Here is a 15021-nt window from a genome sequence, read left to right on the forward strand (position 1 = left end):
TCGTGTCGGGAAGTGCCGGGACCGTCACCGTCGATAACGGACAGTGCGAGACAAGGGCCACAGCAGCCCCTCATGCCCCACGGGTTTTCCAAAAGCGTTCACGTTCACTCCCTCGTATTCCGTAAGGTGTCATTCGGGACCCGGAGGTCCGGAGCGGGACGGTGTGGACGGACGCCCCGCCCGGGCCCCGGATCCCACCGGTCCCGCCGGTGCCGGCCGTGCCCTAGGGCGGACGGCGGTCGGCCCCGGCGGGCCGGGCCCCCGGGGGGCGCGCCCCCGGGCTCACCCCGTGTTGCGGGCCAGGACCAGGTCGATCAGCTCCCGGTCGGGGAAGTCCATCACCACGATCCCGGTCCGTTCCAGGGGCGCCTGCCGCAGGTGGGCGACCGCGTAGGTGTTGACCCCCCGCGATCCCAGGAAGCCCCAGGCCACCTCGCGCGGATTCGCGAACGGGGCGCCGCTCCCGCTCAGGTGGTTGACGTACAGCGTCCCGGGCGACCCCGCCGCCGCCTTCTCCAGGTGCGCGCGCACCTTGTCCCACTTGGCCGGGATGTCGAACAGGGTGGGCACCTGGTAGGCGTCCTGGATGTCCGTCGCCGGGCCGTTCCACCCGATCCCGTAGTCGCGCGAGGCCGCGAAGTCCTGCACGATGACGATCCGCCCGCGCACCTCGCCCAGGTCCGGCACGTACGCCCCGCCCTGCGCCGGCGGCCGCCACAGGCGCTCGCCCAGGATCCCCCGGGTGCCGGGGTCCTCCTCGATGTAGTGGTCCAGTGTCTCCTGGTAGCTGCGGGTGTTCTCCTCCTCGGTGTGCTCCTTCTTCATCCGGATCAGCACCGTCTCGGTGGGGTTGCGGTCCAGGAACGCGTCGATCGCCACGACCACGTCGGTGAAGTTCAGGTGCAGGTACTCGGCGCCGTGGTGGATGGGGAAGGAGTCCCGGTAGTGGCGGGTGCGCACGTCCAGGAAGCGCACGCCGGCGTCGAGCTGCTCGGCGATGGTCAGGTCCTGGGTGCGCGACCACACCGTGCCGCGCCAGGCACCGCTGTCGTGGGTGCCGGGGATGGACAGCTCCGCCAGGCCCGTGCCGTCGGGCAGGGAGCCCATCCACCCGGCGGGTTCGGCGGCGGCCACGGTCTCGGCCGCGGCCGGGGCGGGGGCCATGAGGCCCGGCAGGACGACCAGGGTGACCAGGGCCGACCACACCAGGGACAGGGGCGAGGGGCGCGGGACGGCCGGGGCTGGGGCCGGGAGGGCAGGGGAGGGGGAGGGGGCGGACGCGGGGAGCATGGGGTTCCTCCGTTCGCGGGGGCGGGCGCGGGGGAGCGCCCGGTCCCGTCCACACTGCCACGCGGAGGGCGCCCCCCACATCCCCCTATCGCGCCGGGGACCGCGCGCCGTTCCCGCCCGCCCCCGAAGGGAGCGGACGGCGCCCCCGGCCCGGTCCTCAGAAGCGGTGGCGGTTCCGGAGGAGCGCCTCGGGGGCGATGTCCAGCATCCAGTGCCGCCCCACCGTCCACCCCAGGAAGCGCCGGGCCTCCCCGTCGCCGCGGGCCGGGAGGGTGTGCCCCTCCACCGCCGCGCGCAGCCCGGCCAGTGCCGGGGCCAGCCGCTCGCGCACGTGGTAGGGCGGGTCGGCCTCCTCCATCCAGGCCAGCACCGCGCGCTGCTCCCGCGGCGTGCACCGGGACAGCAGGAACACGGTCTGCCGCCAGGCGAACGCCGCGTTCTTGACGTGCGCGAGCGCGTCATAGACCCGGGGCAGCGCGCCCAGCAGCCGCACCGTCGTCCGGTGCGCCCGCCGTGCCGCCGCCTCCCAGCCGTCCCGCGGCCGGGACCCGGCCGCGACCAGCGCCGCCAGGTTGTGGGTGGTGAGGATCTGCGCCTGCTCGATCACCGTGCCGTTGCCCGGCACCGTCCGGGGCGGGTCCCCGGCGCGCTCCCGGCACAGCCCGGCGAAGGTCTGCTCTCCGCCGGAGCGCTTCTCCTCCAGTGCGAACACCCGGGCGCAGTCGATCCCGTAGTACCGGGCGTACAGGGTCCCCTCGACCACCTCGGCGGCCCGCCGGGCGGCCCGGGTGAACTTGGCCGAGAAGGTGCCCATGAAGATGTCCGAGGCCAGCTCCTCCACGAACGGGAAGTCCACCTGCGACGGCGGCACCCGCCCCTCGGCGGTGCGGGCCAGCCCGTTCAGCTCGCTCACCAGCGGGTTCGGCGTGATGGTCCCGGGGAAGCAGGTCAGCGCGGTGTCGCCCACCCGGACGATCACGCTGCGGGCGGCCTCCCGGCGCACCTCGGCGGACCCGTGGTGGCGCTCCAGTTCCCGCACCCAGGGCAGCTCCCCCTGCCGCACCTGGGAGGCCAGGTGGAGCAGCAGCAGGGACCGCCGCCGCGCGAACGCCTCGTGGTTCGCGGCGACCAGCCGGGCCGCCGCCGGGTCGCCGACCGCCGCCGACTGCGCCTCGGCTGCCAGGGCGGGCACCAGGGCGGCCAGCACCTCGGCCGAGGGGACCACGCCCAGCTCCACCAGGTCCTCCGGCGGGGCGATGACGGCCTTCTCCACCCGGGCGCGCAGCGGCCCCGGGATCGCGGAACCTGCGGCGGCGCCGGAGTCCCGTGCCTCCGCGGCGGAGACGGGGGCCAGGGCGGCGTCCGGGTCGGGCACCCCGGAGTTCTCCGGCAGGGCGGACAGGCGCTCGGCGAGCAGCGCGGCCAGCACGTCGTAGGTGGGCAGCGCCGCCTGGCCGGCCTGCCGGGCGCGCAGTTCGGCGTGCCCGGCGGAACCGGGGACGCCGCGCTTGGCGGTCATCGCGGCCACGGCGCACCGCAGCAGGCCGCGCCGCCGTGCCCCGAGCACGCCGGACCCGGCCGGGTCCACGGCCTCGCGCAGGGCGGCCAGCAGGATCGCGAGGTTCTCCTTGGGCCTGCGGTGCTTGGTGCACAGCGTGTGCTCGGCGGCCAGCCGCCCGTACTCGTCGAGCAGGGCGGCGCCGCGCGCGGCCCACCCGTCGGGGCGGTGCGCGTCCACCCCGGTCCCGCCGTCCGCGGCGGTCTCCAGCCAGTGGGCCAGGACCCGGTCGGCGAACGGGTTCCACACCGCCAGCGCCTCCTGCTGGACGCCGGGCGCCCCGGAGCCCCGGGCGGCCACCGCGGCCAGGGTGTCGCGCACCTCGCGGACGGAGTAGCGGAACACCGCGCCCGGCGGCAGGTCCCGCACGGGGGCCGGGCGCGGGGTGAGGCACAGGGTCGCGGCGAAGGGGTCCAGCTCTGCCAGCAGCCGCAGCGCGGCGGCGGTGTCGCCCGCGCGCAGCAGCCACACCACGGTGAGCAGGGCCGCCTGCTCGGGCTGGTCCACGGCGTAGCCGCCACTGTCCAGCAGCGCGCCCAGGTGCTCCAGGCCCGCCTCGGTGAGGTGGTGGGCGTACAGGGCGGCGCGGTCCTCCCGCAGGCCGTGCCGGCGGACGAGGTCCAGCTCGTGCGGGCGCAGCGGCCCTCCGGCGGCGGCCTCACCGGTGGCGAACCCCCCGTGCGCGACCTCGGGGGTGACCCAGGCGGGCAGGCCCCTGACCGGCGTGCGCGAGCCGACGGACAGCAGCCCGGAGGCCATGCCCGCCGCGACCCGGCGCCAGGTGGCGGCGCGCCGCTCGGCGGCCCTGCGCACGGCGGGGTCGTCGTGGGCCGCGGCGGTGGCCAGCTCCTTGAGCAGGCGGCTCGCCGGGTACCCGGGGTTCGCGTGTACGGGGGTGGTGTCGTCCATGCCGGTGCGGTGGGTTCCGCCCCCACGCCCTCCCGGTTGAGAGCCGGGCGCTCTGCTGGCTGAGCTACACACCGTGTGGGCCGACGCGCGCGGTCGGGAGCGCGCGTCGGCCGGCCGGTACGGCGGGTCCCGCCCCCGCTCCCTCCCGGACTCAAGCCGGGCGCTCTCCTGATTGAGCTACGTACCGCCGCCCCTGGCGGGGCCGTCGACGTGGCGGGCCCTGCCCCCGCGACCTCCCGGTTATGAGCCGGACGCTCTCCTGACTGAGCTACACGTCGTCGATGGGGGAACCGTAGCGCGCGGGGCGCGGTACGGGGAAACGCTTTTCCGGACCCGGCTCCGCCCCGCGCGGCCGATGCTCCGCGTAGCCGGGGTGTCGCGCGGAGAAAGCCCTGTTGACGGCGCATTGGACGAGAGGTAACGTGCTTGGGAGCGCTCCCAAAGTTGGTCGTCCTGCCCCCGGGCCACCGCTCCCCGCCTCCCTCCCCCCTGGAGGACCCATGGGACTGCGATTCGGGCTGCTGGGCCCCACCCAGGTGTTCGCCGGACCCCGAGAGCTCGACCTCGGCACCACCAAGCAGCGGACCCTGCTGGCCGCCCTGCTCCTCCGGCCCAACCACGTGGTGCCGCTGGACGAACTGGTCACCGCCCTGTGGGACGGAGAACCGCCGCGCTCGGCCGTGGCCAACCTGCGCACCTACGCGGCCCGGCTCCGGCGGCGGATCGGCGACCCGGGGCGCATCCTCACCCGCCACCCCGGCTACCTGCTGCGCGTCGAGGGCGGCGAACTGGACGTCACCGCCTTCACCGGGCACGCCCGCGCGGGCCGCAGCGCCCTGGACGGCGGGGACCTGGTCCGGGCGGAGGACGAACTGGCGGCCGCCGTGGGCCTGTGGCGCGGCGGCGCCGCCGAGGACGTCCCCCGCACCCTCGACCTGGCCCCGCGCCTGCAAGCGCTGGAGGAACTGCGGCGCGCCGCCGTCGAGGACCTGGCCAGGACCCGGATCCTGCGCGGCGCGGGGGCCGGGCTGGTCGGCGAGCTCCGGGCCGGAGTCGCGGCCGACCCCCTGCGCGAGCGCCAGTGGGCCAACCTCATCCTCGCCCTCCATCACGCCGGGGACACCGCCGGGGCGCTGGACGCCTTCCACTCCGCCCGCGCGGCGCTCCGCGACCACCTGGGCCTCGACCCGGGGGAGGAGCTGACCCGGCTGCACCGCTCCCTCCTCGACCGGTCGCCCCCGCCGGTCCCGCCGATCCCGCGGCAGGTCGCCGCGACCCGGCCGGTCCCCCGCGTCGACGTCCTGGTGGGCCGGGACACGGAGCTGTCCGCCCTGGCCGAACTGCTCGCCCCGGGGCCCGCGCCGGTGCTGGCCGCCGTGCACGGCCCGGTGGGCAGCGGGAAGTCGGCCCTGGCCGCACGGGCGGCCGACGAGGCGGAGCGGTGGTACCCGGACGGGCGGCTGTGGGCCGACCTGGAGGCCTCCGGCCACGGGGGGAGGCCGCGGACGCCCGCGGACGTCCTGGCCGAACTGCTGCACGGGCTGGGGGTGGACCCGGCCCGCGTCCCCCGGGGGGTGGACGGGCGGGTGCGCCTGCTGCGCGAGCGCGGCGCGGGACGGCGCCTGCTGCTCGTGCTGGACAACGCGGCCGACGAGGCGCAGGTCCGGCCCCTGGTGGCCACCTGGCCGGGGGCGGGGACACTGGTCACGAGCCGCAGGCACCTCAGCGCGCTGGACGGGGCGGGCCACGTCGGGGTCGGCGCGCTGCGGCCCGGCGACGCGGTCGCCCTCCTGGCCCGCATGTGCGGGGCCGCGCGCGTGGGGGCCGACCCCGGATCGGCGGCGCGGATCGCCGCCTTCTGCGACCACCTGCCGCTCCCGCTGTGGATCGCTGGCCGCAGGCTGCAGGCGCGCCGGGAGTGGCCGCTGCGGGCGTTCGCCGACCTGCTCGACGACGAGCGCCACCGGCTGGACGCCCTGGTCTGCGCGGACCGGTCGGTGCGCGCCGCGTTCGCGAGCGCCGTCGCCCCGCTGCGCTGCGCCGCCCGCGCCACCGAGCGGTTGGCGGCCGACCTCTTCGAGCGCCTGGCCGCCCGTCCGGCCGGTGCCTTCGGGCCCGGGGAGGCGGCGGAACTGGCGGGCTGTGACACCGTCACCGCGACCGCGGCCCTGGGGTACCTGGCCGACGCCCGCCTGATCGAGCCCGCGGGCGACAACCGCTACCGCGTCACCGGGCTGCTCCGCCTCTACGCCTCCGAGCAGGGGGCGCGGCTCCGGAGGGGGTTCGGCGTGGCGCTGCCCCACCGGGGTGCGCGCCCGGTCCTGGCGGTCTCCGACGGACCGGCGGTCTGACGGCGGCCGCCCGGGCCGCTCCGGGGGCGGGGGAGCGGTCCCGGGCGGCCCCGCGGGCACCGGGGAGCGGCCCCGATCGGGGCCGTGTGCGGGGCCGGTGCCCGGCCTGCGGGCGCGGGGCGCTCAGGCGGAGGGTGTGCGCGGGCGCGCCATGCGGCGCCGGACCACGCCCAGGAGGCGCCGGGCGGGGACGTACCCCCACACCCGGGAGTCGGCGCTCAGGGCGGCGTTGTCGCCGAGCACCACCATGCGGCCCGGCGGGACGGGCGCGCCCGGGGCCACGCCCGCCGCCCGAGCGCACACGGCCGGGGTCGGGTCGCCGGGCAGCGCCGCCACCCTCTTGACCATCCAGCGGTGGCCGGGGTCCGCGCCGGCGGGCCACGGACCGGCCCCCCGCGGCACCTCCAGCACCACCACGTCGCCGACGCGCAGGTCGGCCGTCCGGCGGCGGCGGACCAGCACGCGGTCGCCGTCGGCCAGGGTCGGCGCCATGCTCGGACCGGACACGTCCACGGCCACCAGCGTGCGGCGCAGCCACCACAGCACGCACCCCGCGGCCGCCACCGCCGCCGCGACCGACAGCAGGGCGGTCACCGCGCGCTCCCCGCCGGGTCCGGGGCCTGCCCGTCCGCGGTCCATTCGTCGGCGGCCTGCCCGTCCGCGGCCGGGTCCTCGCGGTAGCCGCGGGCCTGGAGGCCGAACATGCGGGCGTAGACGCCCCCGGCGGCCACCAGTTCGGCGTGCGTGCCCGACTCGGCCACCCGGCCCCCCTCCAGGACGACCAGCAGGTCGGCGTCGCGCACCGCCCCCAGCCGGTGGGAGACCAGCAGGCTCGTCCTGCCGCGGCGGTGCTCGCGCAGGCCGGTGTGCACGGCGTACTCGGCCTCGGCGTCCAGCCCCGAACTGGGCTCGTCCAGGATCAGCAGGTCGCGCCGCCCGCGCAGGTAGGCGCGGGCCAGGGCCAGCCGCTGCCACTGGCCGCCCGAGAGCGGCACCCCCGGCTCGTCTCCGGCGTCCGCGCCGCCGTCGAAGAACAGCCGGGAGAGCAGGGTGTCGTACCCGCGCGGCAGCCCGGCGACCATCCCGTGCGCGCCCGCCCGCTCGGCGGCCTCCCGCAGAGGGGCCCGGTCCCCGGACTCCAGCACCCCGACGTCCCCGAGGCCGATGTTCTCCCCGGCGGTCAGGTCGTACTCCATGAAGTCCTGGAACACCGCGCCGATCCGGTCGCGCAGGGAGGCCGGGTCCAGGTCGCGCAGGTCCACGCCGTCCCACAGGATCGCCCCGCGCTCGGGGTCGTACATCCGGCACAGCAGTTTCACCAGGGTGCTCTTGCCCGCCCCGTTGCCGCCGATGAGCCCCACCGAGCGCCCGTGCCCGACGGTGAAGTCGACGCCGCGCAGCACCCACGGGTGGTCCGGGGAGTAGCGGAACCAGACGTCGCGGAACTCGATGCCTTGGCGCAGGGCGGGGGCCGGGCGCGCGGCGGCGCGCACCGGCAGATCCGGTCCGCCGTCGACGACCGCCAGGTAGTGGCCGAACATCAGGAGCTCGTGGTGGGCCATGGTGATGTCCCGGACCACGCCGGCCATCGCGGCCTGCACCCCGGCGACCGCGGCGACGAACAGCGAGACGTCGCCGACCGAGACGCGCCCGTCGGCCGCCGCCGACACCGCCCACACCAGCCCGGCCCCCGCGATCACCGCCGACAGCGCGCCCAGGCCGCCCTGGGCGCCCAGCACCCGGCGGTCCATGCGGCGGTGCTCGGCGTTGGCGGTCCGCCGCTCCCGCGCCATCCGGTCCCGCAGGAACCCGGCCGTGCCGAACAGGCGCAGCTCCTTGGCGGCCCGGACGTCGGACAGCAGGCCGCGGAAGAAGATCTCGCGGCGCTCCACCGGCCCGATCCGCCACATCATCGCCGCCCGGCCGCGGGACAGGCGCAGCTCCACGGCCAGGGCGGGGACCGCCGACAGCAGCACGGCCGCCGCCATCCACGGGCTGACCACCAGCAGGGAGCCGAGGAAGCCGAGGATGGTGACGGCGCCGCCGGCGATCGTGAACACGCTGTTCACGACCACCCCCGGGGTGCGGCCGCCGGACTGCTGGGCCAGCCGCAGCCGGTCGAGGAAGGCGGGGTCCTCGAAGCGGGCCAGCCCCGTGAGGCGTTCGGCGGCGGCGAAGAGGCGGTCCTGGGACACCAGGGCCACCCGCCGCTCGACCTCCATCGTCAGGTAGTGCGCCGCGTGCGGGGCCAGCGTGACGACCACCCCGGCCGCGGCCAGGCCCGCCGCCACCGCCGCGAGCCGCCCGTCCGGGGTGCCGGGGGCGACGATCATGTCCAGGGCCAGCTTGGTCAGCCACGCCGTGGCGACCGGCACCCCGGCCTGGACCAGGACCAGCAGCCCGTACCCGGCGGTCAGGTGCGGCCCCGCCCGCCAGGCCAGCGCGAACGCCGAGCCGACGGTGCGGGCGGCGGCCCGGGGGCCGGAGGGCCCCTCCGGCCCCGCGTCAGACCGCAACGGACTCGTCCAGGTCGGCGGCCAGGTAGCCGCTGGCGAGCACCCGTCCGGTGGAGTCCAGGCGCAGGAAGGCGGGGAAGGCGCGCACCCCCAGGGCCTCGGCCACGGGGCCGGCGGCCCCCTCGACGACCACGCGGGCGACGGGGGCGAGCCGCCGGGCCTCCTCCTCCACCTCCCCGGGGGACCCGGCGAGGACGGCCAGGACGTCGCCGCGGCCGCCGGGGAAGGCGGCGGCGCGGTCGAAGAAGAGGGGCAGCTGTTCGGCGCAGGCCCCGCAGCCGGGGGAGAAGACCGCGACCAGGGTGGGGTCGGCCAGGGAGTCGGTGCCCACCGTCCCGCCGTCCTCGGCGGTGGCGGTGAAGGGCGCCGAGCGCTCCCCGGGGGCGAGCACCGTCCGGTCGGGCATCCCGGCGGTGGACAGGTTCCGGATGAGCTCGGTGTGCTCCTTGAGTCTGCGGATGACACCGACGGTCAGGAGGAGGTCGAGCAGGCACAGCGCGACGGCCAGGACGGCGGCGGCGAGGGCGACGACGGTCATGGTGAGGTCCGATTCCCGGGTCTGAGAGGGGTGAACAGGTCGAGGAGGTCGTCCAGCAGCAGGAACGGCAGGGCCGCGGCCGCCCCGGCGGCGGTGGCGACCGCCGCGGCGGCGGCCCCGGCGGGCTGCGGGTCCAGGGCGGCCGCCGCCAGGCCGGCGGCACCGGCGCCGGCCAGGAGGAGGTTGCGGACCACGTGGGCCGGGCGGATCGGGTGCCCCGCGGCGCCGAAGCAGGCGCAGGGGGCGCGGTCCCCCCGCCGCAGCGCTCCGACCAGGGCGGCCGTGAAGGCGGAGAGCAGCACGAGCGCGCACAGGAGGCCGGCGGCGGGCGCCGACACCAGCAGCGCGACCGTCGCCGCCTCGGCGGCCAGGACACCGGCCGCCGCGGCGCGGGCCCCCGCCCGGCGGGGGCCGCCGGGCGGGGTCAGCGCCCTGACGGCCCGGGCGGGGGCCAGGCGCTCCACGGCGGACACGAAGTCCCGCCGTGCGGAGCGGCCGCGCAGCTTGCCCAGGACGGAGGCGGCCAGGACCACGGCCAGCAGCGTCCGGGCGGCGACCAGGAGGGAGAAGAGGGAGAACACGGGTGTCCCGCCCGGTCAGCAGGCGCTGTACCCCGTGCAGTAGGAGCCTCCGGGGATGCCGCTGCCGGTGCAGCAGTACCGGCGGTAGCAGGGGCTGCTGATCGGGAGGTACTCGTACCAGCAGACCACGGCCGACGCCCGGGCCCGGGGGACGAGGCGGGACAGCAGCCGGTCGCTCACGGAGGCGAGTCGTTCGAGCATGGGGGGCTCCTCGGGATGCGGTGGGACCGTCGTCCGCCGCCCCGCCCGGCCACAGGGCCGGACGGGGCGGCGACGGCTGCGCGCCACGCTAGGCACGGGGCCGATAAACCGGATACATCCCCGATACATCGGCTGGCCGCGTGCCACGCGCGGGCCGGGAGCGGGTGCGGCCGACGGGTCCGGGTCAGCAGGGGCGGTAGGGCGAGCAGACGGTGGCGCCGTTGGTGCCTCCGCTGCCGGGGACGTTGCAGCAGGAGCGGCGGATGCACGGGCTGCTGATGGGCGCGTACTGCCACCAGCAGTAGCTCGCCGACGCGGTGGCGCGCGGGACGAGGCGGGACAGCAGCCGGTCGCCGGCGGTTCCGAGGGTTCGGAGCACGGTGATGCCTTTCCGGGAAGGTGCGCGGTCGGGACGCCCCCCCGGGCCGGATACGGCCCGAGGGGTGGTGCGCAACGCTACGAACGGCGGCGATAAACCGGATACACGCCGGATACACGCCCTGGAAGGGCGGTCGGGAGGGGGCGGACCGCCGGGAGGGCCGGGCCGCTCAGGCGCTCGACTCCAGCCCGTAGGGGGTGGAGAACCGGGTCGCCAGCGCGAACACCGCCGTCGGGTCCGGCAGCGGTCCCCGGTCCAGCAGCGCGGCCAGGGCCGGGCACCAGCGGGCCCGGCCCTGCACGGCGCAGGCCAGCACGCCCAGCAGCCGCAGGGACAGGGCCAGGTCGGCCAGGTGCGGTGCGGGGCGCTCGACGGCGGCCCCGGGGGCGAAGGCGCGCAGGCCCAGCTGCTCCTGCTTGGCCCGGGCCAGGGCGCGGGCGACGCGGTGCTCGGGGGTGGGCCGCAGGTCGGCGAAACCGTCCTCGGCGATACGGGGGAGGGCGCCGGCGGCGACGGCGGCCGGGGACTCGCAGGCCCGGGCCAGGGCCTCCAGGGTCGGGCAGTCGGCGCGGTGCGACGGAGAGCAGACCCGGTGCCGGCACGGGGCGGGGAGCAGGGAGGCGAAGCAGTCCAGGGCGGCGCGGGCGCGCGGGGTGAGCCAGCGGCGCACGCGCTCGGCGTTGCCGGGGGAGTCCGCGGCGGACGGCCAGGCGGTGGGGAGCAGGGCGCTCAGCCGGGGGCCGTTGCGGCGCGGCGCGCGCAGGGGGACCGGGCGGCGCGCCCACGGCCCCGGGGAGCTCCGGCGGGACAGGGCGTGCGGGGTGTGGTCGGAGCAGGGCGGGACCAGGCGGGGACGGCGGCAGCGGCCGCCGCGGAGGGTGGGACCGTCGCAGGGGCGGGCGCGAACAGGGTTCCGGGCCATGCCTTCGAGGATGTCCGGCCTGCGCGGACGCGTCCATGTCCCCGGCGGTGAGGTTCCCGGGACGGACGGTAAGGGGCGCGGGGCGGCCGGGACCGGCCGCGGTGACGGGGGTTTCGGGAGGGTTCCCCGTGTCCTGCGGGGGTACCTCCCGAGCGCGCGGATTCCGGGAACACGGCACGCTCCGGGATCCGACGGCGTACGGTGGGGCCGAGCGGGGGAGGGCACCCTTGGCGGAAGGTGACTGGCGGTGCGGCGTCTGCGCCGCTCCCAACGAGGCGGCGGTCCGGGCCTGCCTGGTGTGCGACACCGTCCGCACGGCGGCCCGTCCCGCGGGCCCGGCGGACCTGCTGGCCGAACCCGTGGGGGCCGACGCGTTCCACGCCCCGGTCCCGCCGCCGCTCGCGGCGCAGGACCCGCCCCCGGTCCGTGTGGTGGAACCCCCCGGCCTGCCGCTCCGGAGCCCGGCTCTGGGGCCCGGCCCGGCCGGACCCCTCCCGACGGCGCCCGCCGTGCCGGTTCCCGCCGCACCCGTGCCCGACGTTTCCGTGCCCGCCGAGGACGGCGGCGCGTCCGACCCCGGCGGAGGGGGACGGGAGCCGGTGACCGAGCCGCTGCCCGTGGTGGGCGGGCGCTCGCGCGACCGGCCGCGGGTACCGCCCGGAACGGTGCGGGCGCTCGCGCTCGGAGCCCTGGGGCTGGCCGCCGTCGCGCTCTGGTGGTGGCCCGACGGTGAAGGGCCCGACAGGGCCCCGTCCGGCCCCGCGGCCCAGGTGCCCTGCCCCGACCGGGTCGCCGAGCTCATCCCCGGTTCGGGGGACGGGCCGCTGGTGGAGTCCTACGAGACCTCGCGGCACCGGATCGTCCTGTGCGCCGACGGCACGGGGGACCTGTACTACTTCGGGGAGTTCCTGGACGGCACCGGCGAGCCCATGGTGGTCCCCGCGCGGCGCGACGGGGACGGATACACCGCACAGGCGGGGGAGACCCGCTACGAGATCTCCGGCGGCCGGGTCGCGGTCATCGGCGGCGACGGCACCGAGCTGGCCCGCCACGACCTCGTGGAGGTCGATCCCGGGCGGTGAGGCGGCGGGCGCACCCCGCGGGGCGCGCCCGGACGCACGCCCTAGCGGGTCTTGATCAGCGTGGCGATGAGACCGGAGACGATCATCATCGACAGGCTCACGCACATCAGCACGAAGGCGATGGTTCCGATCACGGTGGGGCTTCCTCACGTTCCTTGCCGGCACTCACCCGGCGTGTACCTCTACGGTGGGCCAGCCTATCCCGCCCTCGGCGGACCGCCGCGCCGGGGCGCCCGTCGCGACCTGTGCGTTCACCCCCGGTCCCAGGACCTCCGGTAGGCGTCCACCAGCCAGGCGTCGGCCCAGGCGGTGTCGGGCTCCTCGGGCAGGTCGGCGCTCTCGCACAGGGCGGCCAGCCGCTCCTCCAGCTCGCCGGCGCGCGCCAGAGCCTCGGCCCTGGTGTGCTCGCCGCGGCGCAGGGCGAGCAGCCACTCCCGGTCGTCCGCGGGCATGGGCAGGGTGATGCGGCCGGTCTCCATCAGTTCCACGCCCTGGAGGCCCAGCCGGACCATGTGATAGGCGAACTTGGTGTCGAACCCGTGTTGCTCGACGAGCTCGGGCCGGTTGGTGTGCTTGCCGCCGCGGGTGCCCTCCAACCGGTCGCGCTGGGCGCGCAGGTAGCCCAGGAACCGCCGCCCGGCGCTGCGGGACACGATGCGGTCGGCCCGGGAGCGCAGGTCGCGTCCGGTGTCGGTGATCCCGACGATCTCGTCCTCGGGCACGAACAGCGGCAGCAGGACGGTGGGGTTGCCGTCCAGGGCCAGGCGCATCCACTTGCGCAGCGAGTACACGGTGAGGTCGAGGTCGCCGGGCCCGGAGCGGACGTGGTCGTCCTGGGAGCGGTACATGTACTGCTCGAACCCGCGCAGGCCGATGACGTACTCGGGGGGCTCGACGCAGATCCCCATTTCGTCGCGGTCGTTCTGGCCGGGGAGGCCGAGTCCGTGGACGCCGGAGCCCACCTGGCAGCGCAGGACGGTGTGCTTCGCGGCGATCTCGGCGAACTCGGGTGACGCGTGCTTCACGGGCGGCTCCAAGGGTGGGGTCATCGGAAAACTACCGGCCGGGCGGCGGGGCCGCCCGTGATTTTCGCACCGGGCATCCCGACAGGGGGCGCATGTCCTTAATGCGAAATATTTGAAGAATGTGAGTCGAGGGACCGTCGGTACTTGCCCGCGGGGCCCCGGAACCGTTTACTGGGCGGCATATCGCGCGAACGGCGTCCCGGCGCCGCTCCCGGACAGGAAGAAGGAACGTGACCTCCGATACTCCCCCCAAGATCGACACCACCATCCCCCACAACGCCCGCATCTGGAACTACTGGCTGGGCGGCAAGGACAACTACCCGGTCGACCGCGAGATGGGCGAGCAGATCCGCTCGTTCTTCCCCGAGATCGTGGACAACGCGGTCGCCGACCGGGCCTTCCTGGTCCGCACCGTCACCTATCTCGCCGAGGAGGAGGGGATCCGCCAGTTCCTCGACATCGGCACCGGCCTGCCCACCCACAACAACACCCACGAGGTGGCCCAGGGCATCGCCCCGGACGCGCGCGTGGTCTACGTGGACAACGACCCGCTGGTGCTCGCCCACGCCCGCGCCCTGCTCACCGGGACCGACGAGGGCGTCACCGACTACATCGACGCCGACCTGCGCGACCCCGCGGGCATCCTCGCCAAGGCGGCCCTGACCCTGGACCTGTCGCGTCCGGTCGCGCTGATGCTGCTCGGCGTGGTGAACTTCATCGACGACGACGCCGAGGTCCGGAACGTCCTGGACACCCTGCTGGAGGCCCTGGCCCCGGGCAGCTTCCTGGTGGTCTCCCACCCCGTGGACGACATCGACCGCGAGCGCGCCCACCAGGTCGCCGCCGCCTGGAACGAGAAGGGCACGCCCAAGCTCACCGTCCGCACCGCCAAGGACGTCGAGGCGCTGTTCGACGGCCTGGAGCTGCTGGAGCCGGGCGTGGTCTCCTGCTCGCTGTGGCGCCCCCTGGAGACGGAGATCGGCGAGATGCGCCCGGTCGCCGAGTACGGCGGCGTCGGCCGCAAGAAGTGACCCGCGGCGGTCCCGCCCGCAGGGCGGGACCGCGCACCCGGCCGGGGCCGGGGCGCCCCCGGCGCGGCGGGCCGCCCCCGCCGGGGCCCGGAACCGTCGGTAGGGCGTGGGAGGGTGGCGGGGCACGCACGAACGGGGGAGCGCCATGACCGAGAAGCGCGTCGACCGCGGGGAGCGGCGCATCGCCGCCCCGCCCGGGGACGTCTACCGCGCCCTGCTGGACCCCGCCGCGCTGGAGCGGTGGCTGCCCCCCGAGGGGATGACCGGCCGGATGGAGCACTTCGACCCGCGCCCGGGCGGCGGCTTCCGGCTGACCCTCACCTACCGGGAGCCGGGCCGCGGCAAGACCGACGCGGACACCGACGTCGTCGAGGTGGGCTTCGCCGACCTCGTCCCCGGCGAGCGGGTCGTCCAGAAGGCGGTGTTCGACTCCGACGACCCCGCCTTCGCCGGGACCATGACGATGACCTGGGCGCTCGCCCCCGACGGCGGCGGCACCGTGGTGACCGTCGCCGCCGAGGACGTCCCGCCGGGCATCTCCGCCGAGGACCACGCGGCCGGGCTCGCCTCCTCCCTGGCCCAGCTGGCCGCCTTCGTCGAACCCCGCTGACCCCCGGATCCGGGGCGCCCCCCGGGGC

At 76.9% G+C, this 15021-nt stretch carries 14 protein-coding genes and 3 tRNA genes; 4 read left to right on the forward strand and 13 right to left on the reverse strand.

The features are described 5' to 3' along the window. Positions 1-282: 282 nt before the first annotated feature. From K1J57_RS22590 to K1J57_RS22610, 5 genes are all read right to left on the reverse strand, one after another. The gene (locus K1J57_RS22590; protein WP_220560616.1) at positions 283-1290 is read right to left on the reverse strand and encodes a phosphatidylinositol-specific phospholipase C; all 1008 of its coding nucleotides are present in this window, start codon (positions 1288-1290) and stop codon (positions 283-285) included. Positions 1291-1447: 157 nt separating this feature from the next. Then, on the reverse strand, positions 1448-3757 hold the full coding sequence (locus tag K1J57_RS22595; protein WP_220560617.1) for a transcriptional regulator: 2310 nt from the start codon (positions 3755-3757) through the stop codon (positions 1448-1450). A 1-nt stretch (position 3758) separates the two neighbouring features. Continuing rightward, positions 3759-3831 (reverse strand) — tRNA-Glu (locus tag K1J57_RS22600). Positions 3832-3871: 40 nt separating this feature from the next. Next, positions 3872-3944: transfer RNA gene (locus K1J57_RS22605), tRNA-Ser, on the reverse strand. Between the two features lie 18 nt (positions 3945-3962). Then, positions 3963-4035: transfer RNA gene (locus K1J57_RS22610), tRNA-Met, on the reverse strand. A 222-nt stretch (positions 4036-4257) separates the two neighbouring features. Between K1J57_RS22610 and K1J57_RS22615 the strand changes: the two genes are divergently transcribed. After that, the gene (locus K1J57_RS22615) at positions 4258-6108 is read left to right on the forward strand and encodes a BTAD domain-containing putative transcriptional regulator (RefSeq protein ID WP_220560618.1); all 1851 of its coding nucleotides are present in this window, start codon (positions 4258-4260) and stop codon (positions 6106-6108) included. 123 nt (positions 6109-6231) lie between these two features. Here the strand turns inward: K1J57_RS22615 and K1J57_RS22620 are convergent, their stop codons facing one another. The 7 genes from K1J57_RS22620 to K1J57_RS22650 all read right to left on the reverse strand — a co-directional run bounded on the left by K1J57_RS22620 (position 6232) and on the right by K1J57_RS22650 (position 11245). Continuing rightward, positions 6232-6702 (reverse strand): S26 family signal peptidase, encoded by a 471-nt coding sequence (locus K1J57_RS22620; RefSeq protein WP_220560619.1) that lies wholly within the window; start codon positions 6700-6702, stop codon positions 6232-6234. Continuing rightward, positions 6699-8624 carry an ABC transporter ATP-binding protein gene (locus tag K1J57_RS22625; RefSeq protein WP_255646511.1) on the reverse strand — a complete coding sequence of 642 codons (1926 nt, stop codon included), beginning with the start codon at positions 8622-8624 and terminating at the stop codon, positions 6699-6701. The genes K1J57_RS22620 and K1J57_RS22625 overlap by 4 nt, the downstream gene beginning before the upstream one ends. Continuing rightward, the gene (locus K1J57_RS22630; RefSeq protein ID WP_220560620.1) at positions 8614-9162 is read right to left on the reverse strand and encodes a hypothetical protein; all 549 of its coding nucleotides are present in this window, start codon (positions 9160-9162) and stop codon (positions 8614-8616) included. Before K1J57_RS22630 ends, K1J57_RS22625 begins: the two co-directional genes overlap by 11 nt. Beyond that, positions 9159-9743 (reverse strand): MauE/DoxX family redox-associated membrane protein, encoded by a 585-nt coding sequence (locus K1J57_RS22635; protein ID WP_220560621.1) that lies wholly within the window; start codon positions 9741-9743, stop codon positions 9159-9161. The genes K1J57_RS22630 and K1J57_RS22635 overlap by 4 nt, the downstream gene beginning before the upstream one ends. A 15-nt stretch (positions 9744-9758) precedes the next feature. Continuing rightward, the gene (locus K1J57_RS22640; protein WP_220560623.1) at positions 9759-9944 is read right to left on the reverse strand and encodes a hypothetical protein; all 186 of its coding nucleotides are present in this window, start codon (positions 9942-9944) and stop codon (positions 9759-9761) included. A gap of 184 nt (positions 9945-10128) precedes the next feature. Then, entirely contained in the window at positions 10129-10323 is a 195-nt protein-coding gene (locus K1J57_RS22645) for a hypothetical protein (protein WP_220560625.1), read from the reverse strand. 169 nt (positions 10324-10492) lie between these two features. Further along, positions 10493-11245, reverse strand: a complete 753-nt coding sequence (locus tag K1J57_RS22650) for a hypothetical protein (RefSeq protein ID WP_255646512.1) — start codon at positions 11243-11245, stop codon at positions 10493-10495. Between the two features lie 227 nt (positions 11246-11472). On the opposite strand from K1J57_RS22650, the gene K1J57_RS22655 reads away from it, so the two are divergent. Then, the gene (locus tag K1J57_RS22655) at positions 11473-12327 is read left to right on the forward strand and encodes a Ran-binding zinc finger domain-containing protein (protein ID WP_220560626.1); all 855 of its coding nucleotides are present in this window, start codon (positions 11473-11475) and stop codon (positions 12325-12327) included. 251 nt (positions 12328-12578) lie between these two features. On the opposite strand, the gene K1J57_RS22660 is transcribed toward K1J57_RS22655, so the two are convergent. Beyond that, positions 12579-13352: a DNA polymerase beta superfamily protein gene (locus K1J57_RS22660; RefSeq protein ID WP_220560627.1), complete on the reverse strand. Its 774-nt coding sequence runs from the start codon at positions 13350-13352 to the stop codon at positions 12579-12581. A 230-nt stretch (positions 13353-13582) separates the two neighbouring features. Between K1J57_RS22660 and K1J57_RS22665 the strand changes: the two genes are divergently transcribed. After that, entirely contained in the window at positions 13583-14383 is an 801-nt protein-coding gene (locus K1J57_RS22665; RefSeq protein ID WP_220560628.1) for an SAM-dependent methyltransferase, read from the forward strand. Between the two features lie 145 nt (positions 14384-14528). Next, on the forward strand, positions 14529-14993 hold the full coding sequence (locus tag K1J57_RS22670) for an SRPBCC family protein (protein ID WP_220560629.1): 465 nt from the start codon (positions 14529-14531) through the stop codon (positions 14991-14993). The last annotated feature ends 28 nt before the right edge of the window (positions 14994-15021 follow it).

The organism is Nocardiopsis sp. MT53 (assembly GCF_019598965.1).
Classification (GTDB): Bacteria; Actinomycetota; Actinomycetes; order Streptosporangiales; family Streptosporangiaceae; genus Nocardiopsis; species Nocardiopsis changdeensis.